General features: G+C 64.2%; 24 protein-coding genes and 1 pseudogene. 13 read left to right on the forward strand and 12 right to left on the reverse strand.

The genetic code is table 11. The annotated features are described in order from the left end of the window. Nucleotides 1–17 precede the first annotated feature (17 nt). Nucleotides 18–626, reverse strand: coding sequence for a hypothetical protein (locus V3C40_RS04280; RefSeq protein WP_331776633.1), 609 nt, complete (start codon nt 624–626; stop codon nt 18–20). A 188-nt stretch (nt 627–814) separates the two neighbouring features. On the opposite strand from V3C40_RS04280, the gene V3C40_RS04285 reads away from it, so the two are divergent. Both V3C40_RS04285 and V3C40_RS04290 read left to right on the forward strand, forming a co-directional pair. Then, nucleotides 815–1,723 carry a VirK/YbjX family protein gene (locus V3C40_RS04285; protein WP_331776634.1) on the forward strand — a complete coding sequence of 303 codons (909 nt, stop codon included), beginning with the start codon at nt 815–817 and terminating at the stop codon, nt 1,721–1,723. A gap of 141 nt (nt 1,724–1,864) precedes the next feature. Further along, nucleotides 1,865–3,217, forward strand: coding sequence for a serine hydrolase (locus V3C40_RS04290; RefSeq protein WP_331776635.1), 1,353 nt, complete (start codon nt 1,865–1,867; stop codon nt 3,215–3,217). A gap of 3 nt (nt 3,218–3,220) precedes the next feature. On the opposite strand, the gene V3C40_RS04295 is transcribed toward V3C40_RS04290, so the two are convergent. The 3 genes and pseudogenes from V3C40_RS04295 to V3C40_RS04305 form a co-directional block, all read right to left on the reverse strand. Beyond that, on the reverse strand, nt 3,221–3,574 hold the full coding sequence (locus V3C40_RS04295; RefSeq protein WP_139248270.1) for a hypothetical protein: 354 nt from the start codon (nt 3,572–3,574) through the stop codon (nt 3,221–3,223). Next, a complete protein-coding gene (locus V3C40_RS04300; protein WP_331776636.1) occupies nt 3,571–5,139 on the reverse strand; it encodes an EAL domain-containing protein in 1,569 nt (522 codons plus the stop codon). The genes V3C40_RS04295 and V3C40_RS04300 overlap by 4 nt, the downstream gene beginning before the upstream one ends. A 92-nt stretch (nt 5,140–5,231) precedes the next feature. Beyond that, nucleotides 5,232–6,731 (reverse strand): annotated as a pseudogene (locus V3C40_RS04305) (MFS transporter); the annotation flags it as partial. Between the two features lie 60 nt (nt 6,732–6,791). Between V3C40_RS04305 and V3C40_RS04310 the strand changes: the two are divergent. Continuing rightward, nucleotides 6,792–7,685 (forward strand): LysR family transcriptional regulator, encoded by an 894-nt coding sequence (locus V3C40_RS04310; RefSeq protein ID WP_331776637.1) that lies wholly within the window; start codon nt 6,792–6,794, stop codon nt 7,683–7,685. Nucleotides 7,686–7,698: 13 nt separating this feature from the next. Here the strand turns inward: V3C40_RS04310 and V3C40_RS04315 are convergent, their stop codons facing one another. Further along, entirely contained in the window at nt 7,699–8,268 is a 570-nt protein-coding gene (locus tag V3C40_RS04315) for a helix-turn-helix domain-containing protein (protein ID WP_331776638.1), read from the reverse strand. Between the two features lie 91 nt (nt 8,269–8,359). Between V3C40_RS04315 and V3C40_RS04320 the strand changes: the two genes are divergently transcribed. Continuing rightward, on the forward strand, nt 8,360–8,890 hold the full coding sequence (locus V3C40_RS04320; RefSeq protein WP_070301721.1) for a GNAT family N-acetyltransferase: 531 nt from the start codon (nt 8,360–8,362) through the stop codon (nt 8,888–8,890). Nucleotides 8,891–8,897: 7 nt separating this feature from the next. Here V3C40_RS04320 and V3C40_RS04325 read toward each other — a convergent pair whose 3' ends face one another. The 3 genes from V3C40_RS04325 to V3C40_RS04335 form a co-directional block, all read right to left on the reverse strand. Beyond that, nucleotides 8,898–10,088: a low temperature requirement protein A gene (locus V3C40_RS04325; RefSeq protein ID WP_331776639.1), complete on the reverse strand. Its 1,191-nt coding sequence runs from the start codon at nt 10,086–10,088 to the stop codon at nt 8,898–8,900. A 46-nt stretch (nt 10,089–10,134) separates the two neighbouring features. Continuing rightward, complete coding sequence (locus V3C40_RS04330; protein WP_331776640.1) at nt 10,135–11,088, reverse strand: 2-hydroxyacid dehydrogenase; 954 nt, start codon at nt 11,086–11,088, stop codon at nt 10,135–10,137. 259 nt (nt 11,089–11,347) lie between these two features. After that, a complete protein-coding gene (locus V3C40_RS04335) occupies nt 11,348–12,025 on the reverse strand; it encodes a hypothetical protein (protein WP_331776641.1) in 678 nt (225 codons plus the stop codon). Between the two features lie 232 nt (nt 12,026–12,257). Here V3C40_RS04335 and V3C40_RS04340 point away from each other — a divergent pair, with 232 nt between their 5' ends. From V3C40_RS04340 to V3C40_RS04380, 9 genes are all read left to right on the forward strand, one after another. Further along, on the forward strand, nt 12,258–14,465 hold the full coding sequence (locus tag V3C40_RS04340) for a TonB-dependent receptor (protein ID WP_331776642.1): 2,208 nt from the start codon (nt 12,258–12,260) through the stop codon (nt 14,463–14,465). 102 nt (nt 14,466–14,567) lie between these two features. Then, nucleotides 14,568–15,443 (forward strand): hypothetical protein, encoded by an 876-nt coding sequence (locus tag V3C40_RS04345; RefSeq protein WP_152546399.1) that lies wholly within the window; start codon nt 14,568–14,570, stop codon nt 15,441–15,443. Between the two features lie 84 nt (nt 15,444–15,527). After that, entirely contained in the window at nt 15,528–16,655 is a 1,128-nt protein-coding gene (locus tag V3C40_RS04350; RefSeq protein ID WP_331776643.1) for a sensor histidine kinase, read from the forward strand. A 173-nt stretch (nt 16,656–16,828) separates the two neighbouring features. Continuing rightward, nucleotides 16,829–18,283, forward strand: a complete 1,455-nt coding sequence (locus tag V3C40_RS04355) for a circularly permuted type 2 ATP-grasp protein (RefSeq protein ID WP_331776644.1) — start codon at nt 16,829–16,831, stop codon at nt 18,281–18,283. Beyond that, nucleotides 18,277–19,221: an alpha-E domain-containing protein gene (locus V3C40_RS04360; RefSeq protein WP_034748325.1), complete on the forward strand. Its 945-nt coding sequence runs from the start codon at nt 18,277–18,279 to the stop codon at nt 19,219–19,221. Before V3C40_RS04355 ends, V3C40_RS04360 begins: the two co-directional genes overlap by 7 nt. Next, nucleotides 19,221–20,030, forward strand: a complete 810-nt coding sequence (locus tag V3C40_RS04365; protein WP_034748328.1) for a transglutaminase family protein — start codon at nt 19,221–19,223, stop codon at nt 20,028–20,030. The genes V3C40_RS04360 and V3C40_RS04365 overlap by 1 nt, the downstream gene beginning before the upstream one ends. Before the next feature lie 91 nt (nt 20,031–20,121). Next, nucleotides 20,122–21,000, forward strand: a complete 879-nt coding sequence (locus V3C40_RS04370; protein ID WP_128141527.1) for a peptidase — start codon at nt 20,122–20,124, stop codon at nt 20,998–21,000. A gap of 108 nt (nt 21,001–21,108) precedes the next feature. Then, nucleotides 21,109–22,449, forward strand: coding sequence for an alpha/beta hydrolase (locus V3C40_RS04375; protein ID WP_331776645.1), 1,341 nt, complete (start codon nt 21,109–21,111; stop codon nt 22,447–22,449). 103 nt (nt 22,450–22,552) lie between these two features. Continuing rightward, nucleotides 22,553–22,978, forward strand: a complete 426-nt coding sequence (locus tag V3C40_RS04380) for a Fur family transcriptional regulator (RefSeq protein WP_034748338.1) — start codon at nt 22,553–22,555, stop codon at nt 22,976–22,978. A gap of 6 nt (nt 22,979–22,984) precedes the next feature. Here the strand turns inward: V3C40_RS04380 and V3C40_RS04385 are convergent, their stop codons facing one another. Genes V3C40_RS04385 through zigA form a run of 4 tightly spaced genes read right to left on the reverse strand, consistent with a single transcriptional unit; the run spans nt 22,985 to nt 26,577 of the window. After that, nucleotides 22,985–23,503 (reverse strand): GNAT family N-acetyltransferase, encoded by a 519-nt coding sequence (locus V3C40_RS04385; RefSeq protein WP_331776646.1) that lies wholly within the window; start codon nt 23,501–23,503, stop codon nt 22,985–22,987. Nucleotides 23,504–23,547: 44 nt separating this feature from the next. Further along, complete coding sequence (locus tag V3C40_RS04390; RefSeq protein ID WP_331776647.1) at nt 23,548–24,336, reverse strand: HoxN/HupN/NixA family nickel/cobalt transporter; 789 nt, start codon at nt 24,334–24,336, stop codon at nt 23,548–23,550. Then, nucleotides 24,333–25,331 (reverse strand): CobW family GTP-binding protein, encoded by a 999-nt coding sequence (locus tag V3C40_RS04395; RefSeq protein ID WP_331776648.1) that lies wholly within the window; start codon nt 25,329–25,331, stop codon nt 24,333–24,335. Before V3C40_RS04395 ends, V3C40_RS04390 begins: the two co-directional genes overlap by 4 nt. A 19-nt stretch (nt 25,332–25,350) precedes the next feature. Then, nucleotides 25,351–26,577 (reverse strand): zinc metallochaperone GTPase ZigA, encoded by a 1,227-nt coding sequence (zigA, locus tag V3C40_RS04400; protein WP_331776649.1) that lies wholly within the window; start codon nt 26,575–26,577, stop codon nt 25,351–25,353. Between the last annotated feature and the right edge of the window lie 17 nt (nt 26,578–26,594).

Genomic DNA, 26,594 nt, shown 5'->3' on the forward strand with positions numbered 1-26,594 from the left:
TTCCCTGCCCGCTTGCCTTACTGCGCAGGATCGGCCATGCAGCTGGCAAGCGAGGCAATCAATTGTGCGCGCAGCGCCTGGTATTGCGCATCCGTCGCAAAGTCGCGCGGATCGGCCGGCTGGTTCAGTATGTAGGCGGTGGCGACCGTGCCGCTGGCGGCGTGCAGCAGTGTATACAAACTGATGATGCCTTGCGCTTGCGCGATACTGGCGTTATTCAATCCTAGCACTTCCACGCCATCGCGCGTGTCCGTTTCCAGCGGCAGTTGCTGCGGCAGCTTGCCCCTGGCGGCCATTTCCCGCATCTGCGCCACGATGGTCTCGCGGTCGGCCGCGAACTGGCCTTCGGCGCTGCGTTCGATCTTCAGATTCACGAAAGGCAAGCTGCTCTTGCGGAACAGCATCAGCCGATAGCCATCGGCCGTCGATATCTGCCTATCCCCCGCCACCATCTTGACGATGCGCGTGGTCGCACCGGCTGGCAGCCGGTCCTGCGTCCTGAACTGGAACTGGCTGCGGTTGATGCATTGCGCCAAGGGCGCCAAAGGATCGGCCGTGCGGTCTTGCGCGTGGACGCCCAGTGTCGCAAGCAATACGGGAATGGCAAGCAAATGGCGGTGGTTCATGAGAGGCGTCAGTCATCGAGTCAAGGTGCGGCGAGCATAACCGTCTATATTGCCATAAGGCAAATGTTTAGTTGCCATCCTCTAAATACCCATGGGATAGCTTCTTAATATGAACTTCACCTGGCCCACGTAGCATTCATGTTGGCAAGGCTCTCATTGTGCAGCGCCTGCCCTTTACCGGCAGAACCATGAATGACATCGCGTTAACCCTGCGCCACGGCGCCGCCGTGCCGCACCTGGCCAGCGGCCACCGCCTGAAAGCGGCGCTGGGCGCCCTCTTCTTTCCCCGCCAGCGCTCGCGCTGGCACGCTTTCCTGGGCAGCATGCCGGGCCTGCACTCGCTGGCGCAGCTGCATCCTTGCCTGCGCTTCAAGATTTACCGTCCTTACGCCTCGCGCCAGCTCGGTTGCGCGGATCGCCTGGCCTTGCTGGAAGGACATTACCGTTTCCTGTGGCAAGCGGGCGCGCGCCCCCTGGTCGAACGGGCCGCGCACGCGCCCGTGGTGCTGGCCGCATTCCAAGGCAAGGACGCGGCGCTGTACCGCTTGCAGCTGACGGCCATCCACGACAGCTACCGCGAAGGCGAACTGTGCCTGCGCCTGACGCGCGACGGACAGCCCCTGTACCTGGCCAGCTTTTTGTTCGTGCCGCGGGCCGATGGTGTCTCGCTGCAGCTGGGCGCGCTGCAAGGCTTGCGCTCGGAAGCGGGTAAGCTGGCCGTCAAGGAAGCCACGCGGGCGCTGCATGGTTGCCGTCCGAAAAACCTGATGGTGACGGCCTTGCGTGATTTCGGCGACTTTTTTGCCTGCAATAACCTGTTCTTGATCAGCAATGACAACCGCATCGCCCTGAATGCGCGGCGCCGGCGCCATATCGCCGCCGACTACGACCTGGCGTGGCAAGAGTTGCACGCCTTGCGTATGCGCGACGGCAATTATCACTTGCCCTGCGCGCCCTACCGTGCGCCAGACCTGGCCGGTGTGCCATCGAAAAAGCGCGCCGATGCGCGGCGGCGCGGCGAATTGCTGCAAGACATGGCCGACGGCATGCGCGCGCAGCTGGCGGATTTTCTGGAAGCGCCGGCGGCTGACAATTGAGCAGGCACAAGCATTGCCAAGCCGATAAGCATGTCATAAAACTCAGGCAACCTTCATGTTGGCGCCGTATCCTTCACTTGACATGCCAGATACCCTATCGAGGCGCTGGCGTGCATCCGGCCCACCCAGGACAAGGTTCCCATGACACCCGCATTTACTTTTCTCCCCCTTTGCCTGCTCGGCAGCGCCGCGCTGGCCGCCCCCGTACTGGACGATGCCGTGCGCCAGCGCGCCGAGGAACTCACGCGCACGGGCATGCACGCGAGCATCGTCATCGCCATCATCGATGGCAAGGACAGCGCTGTGTACGGCTTTGGCAGCGTACACGCCGGCAAGAACATCAAGCCGGGCGCCGATACCGTCTACCAGATCGGTTCCGTCACCAAGACCATGACGGGCTTGCTGCTGGCCGACGCCGTCGTCCAAAACAAGGTCAAACTCGATGAGCCGGTCGCGGCATTATTGCCCGGCTATACGGTGCCTGCGTTCGAGGGCAAGACGATCAGCCTGCTCGACCTGGCCACGCACTACTCCTCACTGCCGCGCCTGCCCGACAACTTCGCGCCCAAGAACCCGGCCAATCCGTATGCCGACTACACGGAAGCCAAACAGCGGCAGTTTCTCGCCGCCTATCATCTGCCGTATGCGCCGGGCACGAAACTTGAATACTCCAATATCGGCTACGCCGTGCTGGGCACGGCCCTGGCGGCACAGGCCGGTACCAGCTTTGAAGCGCAGCTGCAAAAGCGCATCGCCGTGCCGCTGGGCATGCGTTCCACTTCGAACAAGCCCACGCACGGCATGCTGGCGCGCCTGGCGCCCGGCCATTTGCTGTCGGGCGAACCGACGCCGGCTTTGGATATGAACGTGGTGGCGCCGGCCGGCGGCGTGTATTCGAGCGCGCGTGACATGATTTCCTACTTGCAAGCGTATATGTTCAAGCCGCTGCGCCCGTACGCGCTGGCGATCCAGCCGCAGCGTCCGCTGGCGCCCGACAGCGGCTCGAAAATCGGCCTGGCCTGGCTGCTGGAACAGCAACAGGGGCAAACCTACGCCTGGCACAACGGCCAGACGGGCGGCTACGCCAGCTATGCGGCGTTCACGACGGACGGCAAGCGGGGCGTGATAGTGCTGACCAACACGGTGCGCGAGGTCGATGCGCTGGGCTTGTCCGCCTTGCTGCCCGGCACACCGTTGCCGCCGCTGAAAAAGCCGCAGGCCGCCATCGAGCTGCCGCGCACAGCATTGGCCGAGTACGTGGGCGAGTATCCGCTGGGCGCGGAATTCACGTTGACGGTGACCTTGGGCAAGAACGGCCTGGAAGCGGCCGGCACGGGCGTTGGGTCAGCCCCCTTGTTTGCCAGCGCCAAGGACCAGTTTTTCTTCCGCGCCATCGAGGCGGAACTGGCATTTACACGCGATGCGGCGGGCAAGATCGCCAGCGCCGTGCTCAAGCAAGGCGGACAGGACGTCGTCTTGCCGCGCAAGCCGTAAAAATCAAGCTGCCGGGTCCTGCATGAATTGCTCGACCCGGGCGACAAACGCCGCCTTGCTGCGTGTGCGAAACTCGCCGAGGAAGGCGTCGCTGCCCTGGACAATCTTGCCATGGCGGTCGTATGCCACCTTGCCCATCTCCAGCACGAATTCGCCCTGCGGATCGTCTTCCGGTTCAAAATGCGAATTGAAGCAGTAGCCGGTGTCGCGGCAGCTGCCCCATAGCAACAATGCGCTGCTGAACCATTCCATGGTATCGGGGCCAGGCTCCACTTCGAACAGGGTGTTGACGGTGATATGCCAGCCGCCGGGGACGCGCAGCGGCTGCAAGGGATAGGGAAAGCGTGGCTGTTTCATGTGGACGACGGGGCGCGGCGCGCCCGGTAAAAGGTGAGGAATTCCGCGGCCGGCAGCGCCTTCGCAAACAGCCAGCCCTGGCCGAATTCTACCTTGCGTTCCAGCAGATAATCGGCTTGCTGCTGCGTTTCGATGCCTTCGGCCACGATCAGCATGTTCAAGGTGCGGGCCATGGCGATGATGTGCGGCGTGACGCTGCTGGTGGCCGCGTCCGTGCCGATGGTGTCGACGAAGGATTTATCGATTTTCAAGGCGTCGAGCGGCAGGTTTTGCAGGCTCGACAGGCTGGAATAACCGGTGCCGAAGTCGTCGATGGCCACGGCATGGCCCCGTGCCCTGGCCTTTTCGATGGTGGCGCGGGCCGCTTCCACGTTGATGAAGCCCCGCTCGGTTGCTTCCAGCCAGATCTGCTGCGCCTCGATGCCCGTGCCGGCCAGCGCGCGTTCCAGCACGTCGAGCACCCGGCCCGTTTCAATGTCACTGGCGCACAGGTTGATGGCGATATGCAGCTCGCGGTCGGCCAGCAGCGCGGCGCGCATGTCGGCGATCACGCAAGCGATGACCTGGTCCGTGATGGGCAGGATCAGTTCGGCTTCTTCGGCCACGGGGATGAACAGGTCGGGCCGTATCATGCTGCCGTCGGGACGGCGCCAGCGTATCAGCGCCTCGGCGCCCACGCACACGCCCGTATCGAGCGCGATGATCGGCTGATAGTGGACAAAGAATTCACGCCGCTCGACGGCCGTTTCCAGTTCACCGCGCAGCGACAGCCGGCGGCGCGACAGCCACACGACGATACCGACGATGAAGGCGGCCATCAGCAGGCCCAGCGGCAAGAGCAGCAGCTGTTCGCGGCGCAGCCTCTCGCTGAGCTTGCTGCGCGGCTCGATCATGACGGCCGTCAAGCCATCGCGGTACAGCATCGCATGGATGCTGTCCTCGCGCGCCAGCGTGTCCGTCCCCCCTTTGCCGGCGAGCAGGGTCTTGACCAGTGCCGGGTCCGGATGGTGCAAGGTGTCGAGCACGCCGCCCTTGCCGATGGCGACGGCCATCTGGATGTCGTTGTCGACGATGACGTCGGAAAAGCGCACGGGATCGATCAGCACCTTATAGGCGCGGTAGGACAAGCCCACCATGCGCTTGCCGCCGCTGACGACGGGGCGCAGGTTGAAATCGAGGCCCATGCCATTGTCGAGGGTAAAGTCGGCGGGCGTGACGGCGATGCGCGCTTCCTCCATGCCGTTCGACGTGCATTTGAGCAAGCCATTTTCGACATAGCCGATATCGTCGATGCTGCGCGTGGTGATGGTGATGCGGCGCAATTGCTGGACATGCGCTTCCGAACACGGCGCCAGGTCCAGCGCATCGGCGCTGCGCAAGGCCATGCTGGCCGAAGCGATCGAACGGTGGGCGCGCTCGAGCGCATAGCCGGCCAGCAGGCGCAGGCGTTCCTGCTCGCCCTGCTTGGCGCGCACGGACGACAAGTAGAAGGCCAGGCTCAGGGGGGCGGCCACGCCGATGACTGCCACCAGCACGCTGGTAATGATGATCCGTTTTCTGCGCATGTGATTACCTGCGGTAGTTATATGATTGCTATGTATTGCTCGCTGGCATCATATTACACGTGCAGGCTGCGCACGCGGATATTGCTGAACAGTTACACTTTTTCCAGCGGCCGCGCCAGCACGAATACGAGCACCGCCACGACTGCTGCCAGTCCGCCCGCCAGGTACAGCACGCTGGCAAAGCCGTCGATGAAGGCGTGGCGCGCCGCTTCCTGCGCCACGGCCTGCATCGCGGGCGGTAGCTGGCCGAAAGCGTCGGCCGCGTTGCCGGCGACGATGCGTCCTATCATTTCGGGCGAGGCCTTCAAGCCGTGCAGCCACGCCAGCTTGTCGAACGAAGCGGCCGTGCGCATGGCCAGCACGGCGCCCAGCGCACCGACGGCCAGCACGATGCCGACAAAGCGCGTCGTCGTGCTGATGCCCGAGCCCATGCCCGTGCGTTCTCTGGGGATGCAGGCAAGGATGGCTTTTTGCGTGGTGCCGTTGAGCAATCCCGCGCCCGCGCCCGTGACGATCATGCCCGCCGCCACCCAGCCGTACTGCAGGCTGGCGGCGGCCAGCGCCGTGGCCACGTTGCCGACAGCGACGATCAACAAGCCCGTCACCAGAATGCCGCGGTCGTCCAGATGGCGCATGGCGTGCGGCGCCAGACGGGACAGCACCACCATGGCGACGGCAAACGGCAGCATGGCGCAGCCGGCCAGCACGGCGGAAAAGCCGAAGGCGTTCTGCAAGTACAGCGGCAGGAAGGTCATCATCACCTGCGCGGCGATCGCATAGCCGAACATGCCCAGCACGGCGCCGACGAACACGCGGCGGCCAAACAGCGACAGATCGACCATGGGTGCGCGCTGGCGCCGTTCCACCAGCACGAACACGACCAGCAGGGCCGCACCGGCCACAAAACGCAGCACGGTGGCGCGGCTGGTCCAGCCCGCCACGCTGGCGTCGATCAAGCCCCAGATGATGGCGAACAGGCCGGCGGAGAAGAATGCCGCGCCGAGCGGGTCGAAACTGGCGTTGGACGCATCCTTCGACTCGTCCACGTGCTTGCCTACGAGCCACATCAACATGGCGACGACGGGCAGGTTCAAATAGAAAATCCAGCGCCAGTTGATGGCGCTCGTGATCAGGCCGCCCAGCAAGGGCGCCACCGTCATGGCCACGCCCATGGCCGCGCCCCATACGGACCAGGCGCGCGCCCGCTCCTTTTCCGCATGGAAGGTGTGGCCGATGACGGCCAGCGCGGACGTCAGCAACAGCGCGGCGCCGAGCCCCTTGACGGCGCGCGCCACGTTGAGCACGAACGGCGTCCACGCCAGGCCGCACAGTAGCGACGCCAGCGCGAATACGGCCAGGCCATACAGCATGACCCTGCGCCGGCCCAGGCGGTCGGCGATGCTGCCGGCGGGCAGCAAAAATGAGGCGAACGCCAGCATGTAGGCGCTGACCACCCATTCCACGTCGACGAAGCTGGCGTTGAGCGAACGGGCGATCGACGGCAGGGAGACGGCCACGACGTTGGTGTCGAGCATGATCAGCGCGCACACGCCCGAGCACGTATATAAGGTCCAGTTGGTATTCTTCATGCCCCGATTGTAAGCACGCTTGTATTATTTCCTGTTATAAGACAGCCACCTTATAATTTACCCATGGTGAATACAGATAAAGAGATGGAACTGCGGCATTTCCGCTGCGTGCTGGCCGTCGCGCACAGCCTGCACTTCGCGCGGGCCGCCGCGGAACTCGGTATTTCTCCGCCCGCGCTGACCAAGCAGGTGCAGGAAACGGAGCAGCTGCTGGGTACGCGCTTGTTCCAGCGCAGCAAGCGCGCCGTGTCCCTGACGGCCGCCGGAGAATTGTTTGTCATCGAGGCCACGCGCGCGCTGGGGCAGCTGGCGCAGGCGCAGGAAGTGGCGCGGCGGGCGGGACGGGGCGAACTGGGGCGGCTGGAAATCGGCTACGTGGCGTCGGCCGCCTACTCCGGCGTGCTGCAGGACCAGTTTGCCCGCTTTCGCGCCAGCCATCCCGGCATCCACATCGGCGCGCGCGAGTATGCAATGGATACCCTGCCCGGCTTGCTGGACCAGGGCCGGGTCGACCTGGCGTTCGTGCGCCCGCCCCTGCACCTGCCGGACGGACTGGACAGCGTGGTCTTGCTGCGCGACCGCTTCGTGCTGGCCGTGCAGGCGGACAGCCCGCTGGCTTCGTTTGATGCGGCGGCGCCGGCCGCGCTGGCGCAGCAGGCGTTCATCGTGCCGGAACAGGAATTGGGAACGTTGGAAGTGAGCCAGCGCGGCGGCTTTGCGGCGCAGGTGGTGTCGCGCCCGGGCAGCCTGGTGGCCGTGCTGACGGAAGTGTCGCTGGGCGTCGGTTGCGCCATCGTGCCCCACTCCGTGATGGCCAGCGTGCAATTGCCGGGCGTGGTGTTCCGCGAGCTGGCAGGGCCGCAGATCAGCTCGGAAATCGCCGTGGCCTTCCGCCGCCACGAACAGGCGCCCGCCGCGCGTGCCTTCATTGCCCAGTTGCGCGCAGTAGCGCTGTAGCGCCGGTTTAAGCTTAACTATTCTTCAACACCGCCACGACGTAGGTGCACGCTGTGGCCGTTTCATTGCGGAACACGCAGTCGGCGGGCGGACCCAGCTCCAGGCAATCGCCCTCGTCCAGAACGTGACGCGTGTCCCCTTCGATGAAGACGAGGCTGCCGCTGAGCGACCATATGAGTTGTCTCCGCGATACATAGGCGGCGGCCGGCATGGCCACCACGGCGCCCGGCGGCAAGGTAATATGCACGAGGTCGAGCGGCATGTCGGACGCGGGCGACACGTGCCGCCGCAGATAGCCGCTCTGCGGGTCGATCCACACGGGCTGGTCCGCCTTGCGCAGCAAGCGCCCTGCGCACATCTCGGCGCGCGCGATCAGCTCGGACATGCTCAAGTCGAAGGCGCCCGACAGCCGCGCCAGCAAGGTGGCCGTGGGGCTGCAATCACCCCGCTCCACCTTATGCACCATCGCGCGCGACACGCCCGAGCGGGCCGCCAGGTCCGTCAGCGACCAGCCCAGGTTTTCCCGCTCGAGGCGCACCCTGGCGCCGATGCGCTGATTCAATTCGTCTGGTTTAGTGGACATGTATCGGCTTCCATTCGGATTTTATTGGACAAGCGGTGAGCGGCAATCTATGATTTATCCATTATAGTAGACGCTTGACGAGGAGAGCAACATGCAGATACGCGATGCCCATGCGGGCGATATCGAGGCCATACTGGCCATCTACAACGATGCCGTCAGCAATACCCTGGCCATCTGGAATGAACGCACGGTCGATGCGGCCAACCGCGCCGCCTGGCTGGCTGACCGCCAGCGGGCCGGCTACCCCGTGCTCGTCGCCATCGATGCAGAGGAAAATGTCGCCGGCTACGCCTCGTTCGGCGACTGGCGCCCGTTCGAGGGTTTCCGGCATACGGTCGAGCATTCCGTGTACGTGCGCGCTGATCGCCGGGGCGCCGGCGTCGGCAAGGCCTTGATGGTGGAATTGATCGCGCGGGCGCGCGGCCTGGGCAAGCACGTGATGGTGGCGGGCATCGAGGCGGGCAATGCCGGCTCGATCGCCCTGCACAAACAGCTGGGCTTCGAGGAAGTGGGATTGATGCGCCAGGTGGGTACCAAGTTCGGCGCCTGGCTGGACCTGGCGTTCCTGCAGCTGCAGCTCGATACGCGCAGCGATCCGGACGGCATCGCGCCGCCCGGCTAAGCAAGCATCAGGGATCGATCTCCGGTGGCGGACGGCGCAGCGCCATATGTTCCCACACGGCCACCAACACCAGCACGCAGCTGGTGATGCAGGCCAGGGTCAACGGCGAATACAGGCGGCCGTAGGCCATCGGGATCAGCGCCAGGATGATCAAAATCCCCAGCAGATGCGACAGCGGCGGCGCGGCGCGCTCGCTGCTGACCCATTTGAACAGCGCATTGCCCAGCAAATACAGGATCGGGCCGCCCAGCAAGGCGCTGATGCCGGCGAAGCTCGCTTCGTCCGGATGCACGAGGGCCAGTTCATCGGCCACGGCGCTGACGATCACGCCGCCCACGATCAGCACGTGGATATACGTGTAGGCCTTGCGGGCGATGCGGCCCGGGTCTTTCGAGTGGGCGATGCGGTGGTGGCCCGCCTCGGCGCCCGTGTCGAAATAAATCCACCACATGGCGATGCTGCCGACCAGGGCCGACATGAAGCCCAGCCAGTTGGCGGCCGTCCATTCCAGGCCCGCGAACGTGGCGCCCGTCACCAGCAACGATTCACCGAGGGCGATGATGACGAACAGGCCGCAGCGTTCGGCCATGTGGCTGCCGTCGACGTCCCAGTCGGCCGTCGTCGAGCGGCCCAGGCCCGGCAGGCCGAACTGCATCCAGGGGCCGGCCAGGTCGATCGCCAGTGCCAGCATCCACCAGAAGATGCGCTGTTCGGGCGACGCCATGCCGCCGGCGATCCAGAAGATGCCGGACAGCACGGCCCACAGGGCGATGCGCTGGAAATTGCGGCGGCGCGACAGCGCTTCATGGCGCACGGCCCACCAGGCAAACAGGGGCCGGCCCACCTGCATGGCGACGTAAGCGCCGGCAAAGGCCAGGCCCCGTGTGCCGAACGCTTCGGGGATCGAGGCCGACATGATCAGGCCGCCCAGCATCAGCGCAAACAGGCTGATGCGCACGGGAATGCGTTCGGGGTCGAGCCAGTTGGTGATCCACGACGTGAAGATCCATACCCACCAGACGGCCATCAGCAGCAGACCCGTCTGCAGCCAGCCCATGGCGCTCAGGTGGGCCAGCAAGCCGTGCGACAGTTGCGTGACGGCAAACACGAACACGAGGTCGAAGAACAGCTCGATCATGCCCACCTTGCCGCTGTCCAGCCCGCCGCGCGTGCGCAACAGCGATTTTCTTAATTCCATAGCTACTCTTTCATTCATGCTTGATTAAAACGGTTGATCCTGGACTTTATGGCTTTACGGGTGTCAACAAGGGCAAGCCGGCGAAGTGCGCGGCCAGGTTATCGACGACCAGCTGGCCCATGGCGTGCCGCGTTTCCACGGTCAGGCTGCCCACGTGCGGCGTCAGCACGACATTGGGCAAGGCGCGCAAGGCGGTCGGTACGCGCGGCTCGTCGGCAAACACGTCGAGACCGGCCGCGCCCAGGTGACCATCCTGCAAGGCGGCGATCAGCGCGTCTTCGTCGATGAGCGCGCCACGGGCGATATTGATCAGGGTGCCTTGCGGGCCGAGCGCGTCGAGAATGGTACGGTCGACGATCTTGCGCGTGGCGGGCGTGCCCGGCGCGCAAACGATCAGATAATCGCTTTCCTGCGCCAGGGCCAGCAGCGATTCCGCGCGCGGCACGGTAGTATCGGCAATGGCGCGCGGCTGGAAGTAGCGCACATGGACGCCGAAAGCGGCCAGACGCAGCGCGATGGCCTGGCCGATCTGGCCGAAACCGAAGATGCCGGCCGTCTTGCCGCGCAGGCTAGATGCGGGGGCGATGGCCTCGCGGCGCTCCCAGCCGCCGTCGCGCACGAAGCGGTCGAGCGCCACGATGTGCCGCGCGCTGGCCAGCAGCAGGGCCAACGCCACGTCGGCCACGTCGTCCGTCAGCACGTTCGGCGTGGTGGTGACGGCGATGCCCCGTTCGCGCGCCACGTCAAGCGCCACGCCATCGAGACCCACGCCATTGACGGCGACGATTTCCAGCGCGGGCAGCAAGCCCATGTCGGTGGCATTCAAGCCCAGCGCGCCCGTCGTGACGACGGCGCGAATAGACGGCGCGCGCTCGGCCAGCCAGGCGTGACGTTCGTCCGCCGGCACTTGCCAGGCGTGATGACAGGTGTAGTGCTGTTCCAACTGCGCGTTGACGGCAGCCGAAGGGCTGGGAGCGAGGATGAGGAGGTCGGGTGGCATGGGCGTCCGGGTCGGTGTCGGCAGGATTTGCAGACGCAACTTAGCATATTTGATGCCACGTCGGGGGTGACTGCCCTATTACCGCCCCTAAAACCCTGCCCGGCGCACGGTCTTTTCCCGCGTGGGGCTACCCCCATCCAATCGTAGGTCGGCTTAGCCCAACGGGCGTAAGCCGACGTGCGCCGCCACGCAGCATGTCAGAATACGCTGCGCTAATCTGACCTACAGCTAATCTGACCTGCACAGCCTTCCATCCGACTCAACCCGGGCAAGGCACTCTTTTCACCTTGCCACCCGTCTTGAACGGGTCGGCGCCCGCGCCCGGGTTCGCATCGAGCCCGAAGCACGTGGCGCCGCCGGCGCTGACGACGCGCGTGGCGGGACGGCCGTCGGCCGTCAGGTATTCCTCCACGCGGATGACGGGGCCGCCGCGCCAGGCTGAGGCGACCAGCTTCTGGAAAGTGCTTTCGCTCTTGAGTTCGGCCGTGGCCAGCCACGGCTTGTCTTGCCTGGTTTCGCCGCGCAGGGCCTTGTCGGCGGCGCCTGCGGCCAGCCGGGCGCGCGTGCGCAAGTCTCCGGCGGACGGTACCGTGGCGGGTGCGGCAGGAAACTCCTCGGCGGGAACGGTGATAATTTCTGCGGCCACGGCGGGCGGCGCGGCAATTGCGGACGGCGCTGTAGCCCGCGCGCGCGGCATGGGAGCCGGCATCGGCAGCGGTAAAGCCAGCGGCGGCGCCTGCGGCGCTGGCCGGGGCGGCAGCAAGGTCATGAAGGCCACTTCCGTGTATTGCTTCAGTTGCCGCGCCGGCAGCAGCAGGAAATACAGGCCCAGCGCATGCATGGCCAGGATCAGCGCGACGGCCGCGCCCTTCAGGCTCAAGCCCCGTCGTATGCGCAGGCGCATGGAAGCGGACGGTAGATGGCGGAGCAATGGCATGCGGATTCCTGTGGGCGCCGGGCGCGATGGCCCATTCTAGCGAAACTTGACCATAGGCATTAATAAATCCACAAGGTATCGTCTGATGCGCCTTTTTTCGCCAGATTCCAGTGCCTGGCTTGCCCGGTGTTGTACAAATGGCGATTTTTTGATCGCTTTGTCACACTTTTCCACGCTGTGTGCCACGCTGGAATATAATGATAATCATTCTCATTAATATCCAGACAACACCATGCGCTCCTTCCACCTCGTCCCTACCCCGTTCGCCCTGGCCGCCTTCCTGCTGGCCAGCGCCGCCGCCCATGCCCAGACCACGCCGGCTGGCGACGCGCAAACCATGCCGACCGTTGTCGTCAACGCTTCGGCCGATGCGTCGGCGGAAGGCTTGTCGAAGGCGTATGCGGGCGGCCAGGTGGCGCGTGGCGGGCGCAAGGGCATCCTCGGGTCCGTGGACATGATGGATTCGCCATTTGGCAGCACCAGTTATACCCAGCAGTTCATTGCCGACCAACAGGCGCGCAGCGTGGGCGACTTGCTGCAGAGCGATGCGGCCGTGCGCATGTCGCGCGGCTATGGCAATTTCCAGGAAGTGTATGTGATCCGCGGTTTCGCCCTCGATTCGGACGACGTGGCCTACAACGGCCTGTATGGCGTGTTGCCGCGTCAATATGTATCGCCGGAATTGCTCGAGCGCGTGGAAGTGTTCCGTGGCGCCAGCGCCTTCCTCAACGGCGCGGCGCCGGGCGGCAGCGGCATCGGCGGCACCATCAACCTGATGCCCAAGCGCGCCGGCAACACGCCGCTGACGGAATTGACGGTGGGCGTGGAATCGGGCGGCCACGCTTACGCGGCCATCGACGTGGCGCGCCGCTTTGGCGCGAACCAGGAATTTGGCGTGCGCGTCAACGCCGCCAAGCGCCAGGGCGAGACCAGCATCAAGCGCGAAGACCACGACGTGGGCATGTTTTCAGTCGGCCTCGACTACCGCGGCCGCGGCTACCGCCTGTCGGCCGATGCCGGCTACCAGAATTTCGATCTGACGGCGCCGCGTCCTTCCGTCAACACGGGCAGCCTGACGGCCTTGCCGGGCGCACCCGATGCGTCGAAGAACTTTGCCCAGCCGTGGAGCTATTCGAAGGAGCACGATGTGTTCGGCACGGCGCGCGCCGAAGTGGATCTGGCCAAGGATGTCGTGGCCTGGGCCGCGTTCGGCAGCCGCTCGACGAAGGAATCGAACAGCCTGGCCCAACCGACGTTGACCTCGCTCAATGGCGATGCCAGCGTGTACCGCTTCGACAATGCGCGCAAGCAGGAAATCCGCACGGGCGAACTGGGCGTCCGCGGCAAGCTCACGACGGGCGCCGTCCAGCACACCCTGGTGGCCAGCTGGTCCGGGCACTGGAACGAAGCGAAGAATGCGTATGCGATCAGCGACTACGCGGGCTTGCCGACGAATATCTACCGTCCGCTGGAGGTGGCCATGCCGCCCACCCTGGCCGCGAACTCGGGCGGCGTGATGAGCGAGCCGCGCCTGACGCAAAAAACCATCCTCAGCAGCTACGCCGTGGCCGACACCATGGCCTTCCTCGACGACCGGCTGCTGCTGACCGTGGGCCTGCGCCGCCAGCAGATCCGCGACGCCGCGTATGCCTACGGTACGGCCGTACAATATTCCAGCTATGACAAGAGCGCCACGACGCCCGTGGCCGGCATCGTTTACAAGGCCAGCAAGAACGTGTCGCTGTACGCCAACTACATCGAGGCGCTGGTCAAGGGTCCCGTTGCCAGCGGCACCTATTTTGATGGCAAGAATGACGTGCCACTGAGCAACAAGGGTGAAGTGTTCTCGCCCTACAAGTCGAAGCAGAAGGAAATCGGCGTCAAGTATGACGGCGGCAGGCTGGGCATGAGCGCCGCCCTGTTTTCCACGGCCAAGCCTTTGCCTGCCGTGGTCGGTTCACGTGCCACCCTGTCGGGCGAACAGCGCAACCAGGGCCTGGAACTGTCCATCTTCGGCACGCCGATGGCGGGCGTACGCCTGCTGGGCGGCCTGACCTGGCTCGATACGGAACAGCGCAAGACGGACAAGCCGGCCAACAATGGCAACAATGCCATCGGCGCGCCAAAGACACAGCTCAGCGTGGGCGGCGAATGGGACGTGCCCGGCGCGCCCGGCTTGAGCCTGAACGCCCGTACCGTCTACACGTCGACGCAGTATGCGGACCTGGCCAACAGCAAGCAACTGCCATCGTGGACCCGCGTCGACATCGGCGCGCGCTACCTGACGCAGCTGGCCGGCCATGACGTAACCTTGCGCGCGCGCATCGACAACGTGGCCGACCGCAGCTACTGGGCCTCGGCCGTCTCCTCGTTCGACGCCGGCAGCCTGGTGCTGGCCGCGCCCCGCACCTTCGTCGTCTCGGGCAGCGTGGCGTTCTAACTGAGCCTGCATCAGCCTGCGACCAAGCTGTCCCTTCCCGGGGCAGCTTTTTTTTCGCGTGCGCGCCTGTGCCGCAAGCGGCGCTTCGGCGACAATGCCCCCATGAAACGATACCCTGCCCTGCTGCTCTTGCTCTGCCTGTCCCTGCCGGCCGCCGCGCAGAAGCAAGCGGCCTGCCCGTATGCCGCCTGGAAAAGCGGCTTCAAGGGCGATGCGCGGGCGCAAGCCACGTGCTTGCTGCGCCCCGTCAAGTTGTATGCGCGCCTGGGCGAGAGCGCGCCGCTGCCCGAGTTTCTTGCCGCCCGCATCGGCCAGCGCACGGGCATCGCCCCGACCCGGCTGCGCGCCTGGCTGGCGCAGCAATCGATCAGCGAAGCGGACGTGGGCGGCGCCGTCGATGCACCGCTGTCGCGCGCCGTGGGCCGGCTGGCCGCGCCCATGGCCCGCTATTTCGTCATCCACGACACCAGCTACCCGAATTTCCTGCTGGAGCCCATTCCCGGCCACATCAACGACGCCAGCTGGGATTTCAACGATTTCAATTTACGTAACCCCGCGCTGGGCGGCGGTCCGAAAGGCCATGTGTACGTGAACCGCCTGGGCGGCTCCCTGGCCGTGCGCGACTTCGGCACGGCCAGCTACGCGAGCAAGCTGGAAAAAGACAAGCCGTCGCTGACGGGCCTGTTCCTGCACGTGGAATTGGTGCAGCCGCGCAACTCCGTGCCCGGCGGCGGCAAAGGCAACGACGGGCTGGCGCCCGATCCCGGTTTTACGCCTGCGCAATACGAGCGCCTGGCCCTGCTGTACATCGCCGCCAGCGTGCGCAAGGGCACGTGGCTGATCCCCGCCTTCCACGCCGTGCTCGATACGGGCTATGCGAATGGCCATGACGATCCGCAGAACTTTTCGCTGGAGCAATGGGATACAACCCTCGGTCATTTGAGCGCCGTCATGACCGGCGCCGACGCGCCGAATTGAACACCACCTGCACGCCGATTTGGAGGATACTTTAGCTCCCGCCGTTGCACCGCGTGGATGCCGAGCTGTCGATGGAGAGCTGCGATGACCTATGCCTCTGACCAGAAAATGCACGTGCTGGACATGCCCGCGCGTACGCGGCGCATCTTCAGCATGCGCGATGCCGTGCTGACGCAATGGGAACACGAGGTGCGCGCCAAGGTGCGCGGTGCCGATGCCTTGCTGACACCCATCTTGATCAATACCTTGCCCGCCTTCTTCGACAACCTGGCCGAAGCGCTGACGCCAGGCTATCCGCGCGACAATGCCACCAGCAATACCAATGCCCCGGCCGTGCACGGCAACGAACGGGCGCGCATGACCAGCTATGGCCCGGAACAGGTGATCCAGGAATACCAGATCTTCCGCGACTGTTTCGCCGATGCGGCCCTCGAAGCGGGCGTGCCGCTGCGGCGCCGCGACTGGCAGGTGATCAATGCCTCGATCGATACGGGCATACGCGAAGCCATCCTGGAATTTACCGCCATGCATGAAAGCTTCCAGCGGCGCATCGCCGCCGGGCTGTCGCACGACATGCGCAATCCCCTCTCCGTCATGCTCAACAGCGCCCAGCTGCTGCAACGGTGCCCGCAGCAGCTCGACGTGCCGGCCCTGGCGTCGAAAATCATCGAACACGGCAAGCGCCTCGACGAGATGATCCAGGAATTGCTTGATACGCTCAGCTACCACCGGGGGCAAAAGCTGCCGCTGGTCTTGCATCGCTTCGATATCCTGCCGCTGGCGCAGCAGGTGGGCGACAGCGTCAATACTGGCCATCCGGGCAAGTGCCTGGTGACGGGCGCGTCCGTCACCGGCTGGTGGTGCGAAAATTCGCTGCGCCGCGCCCTGGAAAACCTCGTGGGCAACGCCCTCAAGTACGGCGACGACGGCCCCATCCATATCCACATCAACACCCTGCGCGAACGCATGATACTCACCGTGCACAACACGGGCAGCGCTATCGCCCCGGACCAGACCGAGCGCATCTTCGAATACCTGCGCCGCGAACACCAGGGCAGCGCGCTCGGCTGGGGCATCGGCCTGCCCTTCGTGCAAAACGTGGCGGAAAGCCATGGCGGCAGCGCGCTAGTCGACAGTGCGCCGGAAACGGGCACCACGTTTACCATCGACCTGCCCATCGACTGCCGGCCCTACGTCACGCCGGACGCTTGAGCTCGCCGCCACCTGCCCCAACACCGGCATTTTCCGCGCAGTAATGCACCAATACGGTGCGGATGACGGTTTTACGCCACAAAAATGGTCATTTTTTACATACTTTCGGGTATGCGGCACTGGCACGATTTCTGCTGAGCTATAGTCAGACACGGCTCAAGGGAAATCACAACATGGCAAATTTTTTCAATGAAATGACTGCAAATGAAGTGGGTACGGACAGCAAGGTACGTGAACACTATCGTGAATTCAGCAACTGGCTGGAGCAGCAATCCCCCGAGACCATCGCCCGCAAGCGGGCCGAAGCCGACCTGACGTTCCGCCGGGTCGGCATCACGTTCGCCGTCTACGGCGACGATGCCGGCACGGAGCGCCTGATTCCGTTCGACACCATCCCCCGCATCATCCCCGCCGCCGAATGGGCGCAGATGCAGACGGGCCTGGTGCAGAGGGTGCAAGCCTTGAACATGTTTATCCATGATATTTATCACGAGCAAAACATCATCAAGGCGGGCATCATTCCCGCCGAGCAAATCTACAAGAATGCCCAGTACCGCCCGGAAATGCAGGGTATTTCCGTCGCCTCCGATATTTACGCCCACATCGCCGGCGTCGACATCGTGCGCGCGGGCCAAGGCGAATTCTATGTGCTGGAAGATAATCTGCGCGTGCCCTCCGGCGTGTCCTACATGCTCGAAGACCGCAAGATGATGATGCGGCTGTTCCCGGAACTGTTCGCCCGCAACCGCATCGCCCCCGTCGACCATTACCCGGACATGCTGCTCGACAACCTGCGTTCCGTCGCGCCGATGGGCGTCGATGACCCCACGGTCGTCGTCATGACGCCCGGCATGTACAACTCCGCCTACTTCGAACATGCGTTCCTGGCCCAGCAGATGGGCGTGGAACTGGTGGAAGGCAAGGATTTGTTCGTCAACGACAACTCGGTGTACATGCGCACGACGCGCGGCCCCAAGAGAGTCGACGTGATCTACCGCCGCGTGGACGACGATTTCCTCGATCCGCTGGCCTTCCGCTCCGACTCGTCGCTGGGCGTGCCGGGCCTGCTGTCCGTCTACCGCGCCGGCCGGGTGACCCTGGCCAACGCCATCGGCACGGGCGTGGCCGACGACAAGTCGATCTATCCTTTTGTTCCCGACATGATCAAGTTTTATCTGTCGCAGGAGCCGATATTGAACAACGTGCCCACGTACCAGTGCCGCAAGAGCGCCGACTTGTCCTACGTGCTGGCGAACCTGGCGAAACTCGTCGTCAAGGAAGTGCATGGCGCGGGCGGCTACGGCATGCTGGTGGGGCCGGCCTCGAGCGCCGCGCAGATCGAGGACTTCCGCCAGCGCCTGCTGGCCAATCCGGGCGGCTACATCGCCCAGCCGACACTGGCACTGTCCGCCTGCCCCACGTATGTCGAGGCCGGCATCGCGCCGCGCCATATCGATTTGCGTCCGTTCGTGCTGTCCGGCAAGACGATTTCCATGGTGCCCGGCGGCCTGACCCGCGTGGCACTCGGCGAAGGTTCGCTGGTGGTCAACTCCTCGCAAGGGGGCGGCACCAAGGATACCTGGGTACTGGAAGCCACATCCGCTTTTGCAGGAGAGAAAACATGCTGAGCCGCACCGCCGATCATTTGTTCTGGATGGCCCGCTACACGGAGCGGGCGGAAAACACGGCCCGCATGCTCGACGTCAACATGCAGACCTCGATGCTGCCCCAGTCCGAACAGGACGCGGAGCAAGGCTGGCGCGCCACGCTGGGGATTTCCGAGCTGCAAAGCGCGTACGATCATAAATATGGCCGTTTTCATACACGCGACGTGCTCGACTTCATGGTGCGCGACCCGAACAACCCATCGTCCATCCTTGCCTGCCTGACGGGGGCGCGCGAAAACGCCCGTGCCGTGCGCGGTACCTTGACGACGGAAGTGTGGGAAATCCAGAACGCCACCTGGCTCGACATGCAGAAGCGATTGAAAAGCAATCTGCTGGAAACGGACCCCAGCCAGTTCTTCGAATGGGTCAAGTACCGCTCGCACCTGTCGCGCGGCGTGACCCTGGGCACCATGCTCAAGGATGAGGCCATCCATTTCATTCGCCTGGGCACCTTCCTCGAGCGGGCCGACAACACGGCGCGCATCCTGGACGTGAAATTCCACGGCGCGCGGGACACGTCGAAAGACATCACCCAGCGCGATTTTTACTACTGGGCGGCCCTGCTGCGCTCCGTCTCCGGCTTCGAGATCTACCGCAAGGTTTACCGCGACGTGATCACCCCGGCACGGGTGGCGGAATTGCTGATGCTGCGCGGCGACATGCCCAGGTCGCTCCTGGCCTGCATGGATGACGTGGTGGAAAACCTCAAGCACATCCGCAACGATGTGTCGGCCGATACGGAGCGGTTTGCCGGCAAATTGCACGCGGAACTAAAATTCGGACATATCGACGACATCATGAAGGCGGGCTTGCACCTGACTTTGACGGAGTTTCTGGAAAACATCTATGACTTGGGCAACCGGGTCAGCCGCGACTTCCTCGTTCCCTTGGCGGCCTGATGCAGCTCACCATCCGCCACGAAACCCATTACGCCTACAGTGCGCCGCTGGCCTACACCATCCAGCAGCTGCACCTGACGCCGCGTATCGAGCCGCAGCAGCGCGCCCTGTCCTGGCAAATCACGACGCCGGGCCAGTGCCACGCCTACACGGATGCCTACGGCAACTTGTCGCACATGCTGACGATTAACGGTAGCCATCACTCCCTGAGCCTGGTGGCGCATGGCGTGGTGGAAACCATCTACCCGCACAAGGGACGGCTGAACCTGATCGACACCTTGTCGCCGTTGCTGTTTACCATGCCGACGCCGCTGACGCAGGCCGATCCCGCCATTCTCGACCTGGCGGCCGCCAGCCTGCCGGACCGGAGCGTGACGGCGGGCACGGGCCATCTGCTGCGCCTGGCCGAGCACATCGTCGGCAAGGTCGCGTATGAAAGCGGCGCCACCATGGTCACCACCACGGCCGGCGACGCGCTGGCCCTGGGACGCGGCGTGTGCCAGGATCACGCCCACCTGTTCCTTGCCTGCTGCCACGCCTGGGGAATCCCGGCCCGCTATGTGTCCGGCTATATCGATCCGGGCACGACGGGCCATGCGGCCAGCCATGCCTGGGTCGACGCGTGGGCCGAAGACACGGATTTCGCGGGCTGGGTCAGCATTGACGTCACGCATGCGCGGCTGATGACGGATGCGTATTGCCGCCTGGCCATCGGGCGCGATTACGATTCGGCGGCCCCCGTGCGCGGCGTGCGCCAGGGTGGTGGCACGGAAACCTTAAGAGTCGATGTGCAGATCGTGCCCGTGTAAACAGGCAGGAATGAGGCTGGCCGGGCCTTGCCAGCGGTATGCCGGGCCCGGCTGGTGTAAAATGCTTCCCCTTTTGATTTGATTTACGACGATGACTTATTGCATAGGCATGCGCCTGAACGAAGGCCTGGTCTTCCTGTCCGACTCCCGCACCAACGCCGGCGTGGACCAGGTAGGCACCTTCCGCAAGATGAGCGTGTTTGAAAACCCGGGCGACCGCATGCTGGTCCTGATGACGGCCGGCAATTTGTCGATCTCGCAGGCGATCCGCCAGATCGTTTCCGAACACGTCGATGCGGACGGGCGCAGCATCTGGAATGTGGCCAGCATGTATGACGCGGCCCGTATCGTGGGCGAAGCCGTGCGCACCGTGCACCTGCGCGAAGCGAAGGCCCTGGCCGACTGCGGCATCGATTTCAATGTCAGCATCATATTAGGCGGGCAGATAGGCGCCGAGCGCTGCCGGCTGTTCCAGGTGTATTCAGCCGGCAATTTCATCGAATCGCACGATGAAAACACGTATTTCCAGATCGGCGAAGCTAAATATGGCAAGCCCATCATCGACCGGGTGATCAACCCGTTCACGCGCCTGGACGAGGCGGCAAAGTGCGCGCTGATCTCCATGGATTCGACCTTGCGTTCGAACATTTCCGTCGGCTTGCCGCTCGACCTGCTCGTCTACGAGACGGGCAGCCTTGCCGTCACGCGCTTCGTCACCATCGATGAAAAGAACCAGTATTTCCGCATGATCCGCGACACCTGGGGCGAACAATTGAAACAGGTGTTCGAAGGCATCGTCGATCCCGTGTGGAACGCGGCGCCGGAGACGACGACGAACGTGCTGTCGTCCGCCAACATGCACAGCAAGCCCGTGCGCGTGGCCATCCCCGAGCACGTGAGCCGCGGCGGCCTGACCGTGGCGCCGCTGCAATCGTTGGCGCAGCAGTTCAGCGACGACAAGCAGCATTGATCTGCCGCGCACCGCCTGCGCGCGGTGCTGGACAAGTCGCTTTTCGCGTGCTTTTATGGCAATATGGGTTGATATTTAATCCAGATTGACCTGAAAGGCAGGTAGCGCATGGACTTGATCACTTCCGCCGTCGTGGCGGCCATCGGGCATGGCGCGCCCGGCCATGCGCCCGAAGCCGTCGCCAGCCACTATGAGCGGCTCAAGCAGGCCATCGCCAAGTTCGACAGCGCCGCCGCCATCCTGGCCGCCATCGCCGCACTGGAAGCCGAGCCTGACAATACCCAGCTGCAACTGGCCCTGTCGGCCGCCCTGTCCAGCGCCAACGTGCCGGACGATATGGAAACCCTGTTTGCCGCGCAAGGCTTGCTCGATGCGGTGCAGCGGCGTTTGCCCCAGGCACCCGACGTGGAAGCGGCGCCCGCCCCGGCCGATAAAAGCGCCGTCGTGTCGAATTATGCGGTGGTGAAAGTGTATTTCGCCACGGACCGCCAGCGCGACGTGGGCAAGCCACCGGCCCAACGGTTCAGCGGCGAACGCAACATCCTGGGAGGCAATGGCCCGCTCAGCTATGGCAGCTGCGACATCAGCATCCCCCGCGACCATCGCATGGGCCAGCTGGAATCGCCATCGCTGTGGCGCCTGGAATTTCGCGACGACCCGGCCAAGCACGTGGTGGTGCTGTCTGCCGAGGTGCAGGACCGCGACAACTTCTTTGCCGCCCTCAAAACCCAGATCCGCGCCTCGGCCGATAAAAGCGCCTTTCTCTTCGTGCACGGCTATAACGTGAGTTTCGAGGATGCGGCGCGGCGCACGGGACAGATGGCCTACGACCTCGGTTTCGATGGCGCGCCCGTGTTCTACAGCTGGCCGTCGCGCGGCGGCGTGGCCGGCTACACCATCGATGAAAACAATATCGAATGGAGCACGCCCCACATGACGGCCTTCCTGGCCGACTTTCTCGCCAGCACGGAAGCAGCGCAAGTCTATCTGGTGGGGCACAGCATGGGCAGCCGAGGCCTGGCGCGGGCCGTGGCCGACTTGCTGGCCGCGCAGCCGCAGCTGGCGCAAAAGATCACGGAAATCATCCTGTCCGCACCCGATATCGACGCGGCCATCTTCAAGCACGATATCGCGCCGAAACTGGCCGGCGCGCGCAACCCCGTCACCTTGTATGCCTCGTCGCAAGACCTGGCCCTGGCCGCCTCGAAGGCCGTGCACGGCTACGCGCGCGCGGGCGACAGCGGCGCGGGCATGCTGATCGTGGCCGGCGTGGAAACCATCGACGCCAGCGGGGTCGACACGAGTTTCATGAAACACACGTATTTCGCGGAAAAGCGCTCCGCCCTGTCCGACATGTTTTATTTGATACGCAACCATGCGCGTGCCGACCAGCGCTTTCTCGACCCCGTCGACACGGCAGCCGGCCGCTATTGGACGTTCAAACCGTGACGCCGTTCCATCCGGTGCGGCACGCATGCTAAGATACGGCCCAGAGGGTGGCAACGGGCACGGCGATGACGCCGCCAGCCGATCCCCCGCAAGCAGGCCTATCATGTTGACATCATCTTCTACACCGCAAGCCGAATCGCTGATCCGCAACACCAACGCCCGCGTCACCAAGACGCGCGTGAAGGTGCTCGACTTTTTAATGGCGCAAAGCCGTTCGCTGACCCACCATGAAATCCAGCAGGCGCTGTCGCAGGACAGCGATATCGATTCCGTCACCCTGTACCGGGTGCTGGAATGGCTGACGGAAAATGAACTCGTGCACCGCATCGCGGGCACCGACCAGGTATGGCGCTTCAGCGCGGGCGCCGGCCACCAGGCGCACGAGCACGCGCATTTCCAGTGCACGAAATGCGCGAACGTCACCTGCTTCAATGAAGTCAAGCTGCCGCCGCCCGTGCTCTTGCCGGAAGGCTTCAGCGGCGGCGAAGTCGATTACCTGATCAAGGGCCTGTGCCCGCGCTGCAAATAGCGGGCGTCACTTCAGCAGCAAGGCCAGGTGGTGCTCGTCATGGAACAGCTCACCGACGCGCATCGAGCGCGGCTCCGTGCCATACGCGATAAATCCCAGCGATTCATACAGGCCCAAGGCGGCATTGTTTTCCGCATTCACGCTCAAGTGCACTTGCATGATGGCAGGGTCGTGTTCGGCCTGTTCGATGCAGGCGTTCACGAGGCGCCGCGCCACGCCCTTGCCACGCTGCGTCACATCGACGAACACGCCCCATAACAATGCCTTGTGCGACAACTGGCGCATCCTTTCGCGCTGCAATCCGGCAAAACCGACGAGACGTTCGCCATCGAAGGCGCCAAAGCCGCGCTGAAAGGCGCCGCCGGCAATGCGCTGCGCATGTTCTTGCGGCGTGCGGGCCAGCTCGTCTTCACGCGACGAAGAAAACGAGCTGGGCGAATCGAGGATGGCGCGCAGGCGCAGCGCGCAAAAGGCGGGGGTGTCTGCTGGCGTCAGCAGGCGGATGACGATCTCGTGTGCGGGCATGGTGGAATCCGGCAGTTTTTTCCCATTATACCCACGCCTCCAGCTCAGGCACGCACGCGGCGCAAACCCAGCAAAGTCCAGCCGTACAGGGCGGCCATCAGCAGCACCATGGCCGCGCCCAGGGCCGCCGTCCAGCTTTCCGGCAGCGACCACTCGGAGTCAAGCTTGCCGGCCGCCATGTATCCAGCCATCGCCATGCAGATGGCGACGATGGGCCAGCCCAGGCGGCGGCGGAACGCGCGCACGATGTCTGCCTGGCCCGTGCGCATGACTTTCGCCGTGACCCAGCCATCGAAGGTATCGGTCACGCCCATGCCCACGGCGAACACCGTGCCTGTGAGCAAGGCCGGCTGCATGCCGCCCAGCGCGACGGCCGCGTAACCCCAGGCGGCCGCCTGCAGGGCAGTGTCGAAGACGAGCGCGAACAGCATGCCGACGAGGATGGCGGCGAGCGGTCCCGAAGCGCCCCGCAGCGCCCGCGGCAGCAGCCGGCCGCGCACCTCGGCCAGTTGCGCGCCGGCCAGCAAGCTGCGCGCATTCATGCCGGCGATGAGCAATAGCAAGGCAATGGGCAGCCATTCCAGCCAGCCGAATACTGCCTCCGACGGTGTAAATTGCTGCGACGCGACGGCGGCGACAGCGACGATGGCCAGCACGGTGACGCCATGGCCCAGCGCAAACAGCGCGCCCATCCATGGTGCCCAGCGCGGCGCTGCGGCCTGGCTGCGCAAGGTCAATCCATCGACGGCGGCCAGGTGATCGGGTTCCAGCCCATGCCGCATGCCGAGCAGGAAGATCAGCGCCAGGGCGGGCAAGCCCGCTTCCACGCTCATGCCGCCACCTCGCTTACGCTGGCCGTCACGCAACGGTCCAGGCCGCGTATCAGCATATCCTGCGGCAAGTCGCGGCCGATAAAGATGATCTTGCTGGCGCGCGGTTCGCCGTCGCGCCACGGCGCGCCCAGCTCCGAGCCCATCAGCATGTGCACGCCCTGGAACACGGCGCGGCAATCCAGGTCGGCCATGTACAAAATGCCCTTGTAGCGCATCAGCTGGGTGCCGAACAGCTGCACCACGGCATCGAGGAAATTTTCCACCTGCAGCAAATCGAGGGGCTGGGACTGGTGGTAGACGAACGATTGCACGCCGTCGCCATGGCGGTGGCCCAGTTCCCCCAGGAAATCCGGCTCCAGCTCGACGATGGCGTTCAAGTTGAAACCGCGAATATTCAGGATGTCACGCAAGGGCACATTGCCGAAGCGCACTTTCTGTATGCCGGCACGGCCATTGATGGCGACCAGACGCTGGCGCAGCGCGGCCAGCTCGTCCTTGCTGACCAGGTCCGTCTTCGACAACAGGATGCGGTCGGCAAAGCCCACCTGCTCCTGCGCTTCCTTGTGCGCCGTCAATTGCTGCTGCGCGTGTCGCGCATCGATCACCGTCAGGATGGCGTCAAGCATGTAGTACTCGCTGACGGAGGGCTCCGCAAAGAAGGTTTGCGCCACGGGCCCGGGCGCGGCCAGGCCCGTCGTTTCGATGATCACGTGGTCGAAGGCAATGGTTCCTGCCGCGCGCCTAGCCTGCAGTTCACCGAGGATGCGGATCAAGTCGCCGCGCACGCTGCAGCAGATGCAGCCATTGTTCATTTCCACGATCTGCTCGTCGCTATCTTGCACCAGCAAGCCATGGTCAATGCTTTCGGCGGCGAATTCGTTTTCGATCACGGCGATGCGCACGCCGTGATCGCCCTGCAATATGCGCTTGAGCAAGGTGGTTTTCCCGCTGCCGAGAAAACCCGTGATGATGGTAACGGGGATCAGTTCTGTCATAGTGCTTTCCTGTCGGTGGTTAATCTTCGAGTTCTTCCATGCGCTGCCATTGCGGGAACGGGTCGGGCAGCTTGCGCCAGGCGGCCATGCCCTGGCGCGTTTCCGTGTAGTTGAGTTGACATTTCTTCAAGTCCGCCTCGATCGCGGCCTGGTCCATGTCCTGGCCGATGAAGACGAGTTCCTGGTAGCGGTCGCCATATGTCTCGTTCCAGCCCGCTTTAACTTCCGCCAGCGAGGCCGCATCCGTTGGCCAGCGCTCCTTCGGCACGGACGCCCACCACAGGCCCACGGGTTCGATATTCATCAGCTTGCCCGCGCCGGACAGGCTGGCTACCCATTCGGGGCGGCTGGCCAGCCAGAAATATCCCTTGCTGCGCACCACGCCCTTGATCGGCTGGGCAATGTAGTCATGCAGGCGCTGCGCGTGGAACGGCTCTTTCGCGCGATACACAAAACTGCTGATGCCATAGGTGTCCGTTTCCGGCGTGTGGATGCCGGCCAATTCCTGCGCCCAGCCCGGCATGCTGGCCGCCTGCTCCAGGTTGAACAGATTCGTACCCAGGATGGCGTCGAGCGGCACGACGGACTGGTTGGTTTCGATGATGCGCGCGCCGGGATTCAAAGCCTTGATGACGGCCAGCACGCGCAGGCGCTCGGCCGCATTGACCATGTCGACCTTGTTGAGGACGATGACATTGGCAAATTCGATCTGTTCCGTCAGCAAGTTGGCCAGCTGGCGGTCGTCGCCCTCGCCCGCCGTCTCGCCCCGCTGCTCCAGGCTGTCTTCGCTGTGGAAATCGTTGAGCAGGTTGGCGCAGTCGACCACGGTGACCATGCAGTCGATCTGCGCCACGTCGTTCACGCTGTCGCCGTGCTCGTCCTCGAAGTCGAAGGTGGCGGCGACGGGCATCGGCTCGCCCACGCCCGTCGATTCGATCAGCAAATAATCGAAGCGGTCTTCCGCGGCCAGGCGCCGCACTTCCAGCAACAGATCGTCGCGCAGGGTGCAGCAGATGCAGCCGTTCGACATTTCCACGAGTTTTTCTTCCGTGCGCGACAGGGCCGCGCCGGCCGCTTCGGCACTGTCTTTCACGAGCGAGGCATCGATATTGACTTCGCTCATGTCATTGACGATGACAGCCACGCGCTTGCCTTCGCGGTTGCGCAGTATGTGGTTGAGCAAGGTGGTCTTGCCGGCGCCGAGAAAGCCGGACAGGACGGTGACGGGGAGTTTGCGCTGGGCCATGGGTATCTTTCGGATGA

The sequence above is a fragment of the Janthinobacterium sp. LS2A genome, assembly GCF_036543145.1.
Lineage (GTDB): Bacteria > Pseudomonadota > Gammaproteobacteria > Burkholderiales > Burkholderiaceae_D > Janthinobacterium > Janthinobacterium aestuarii.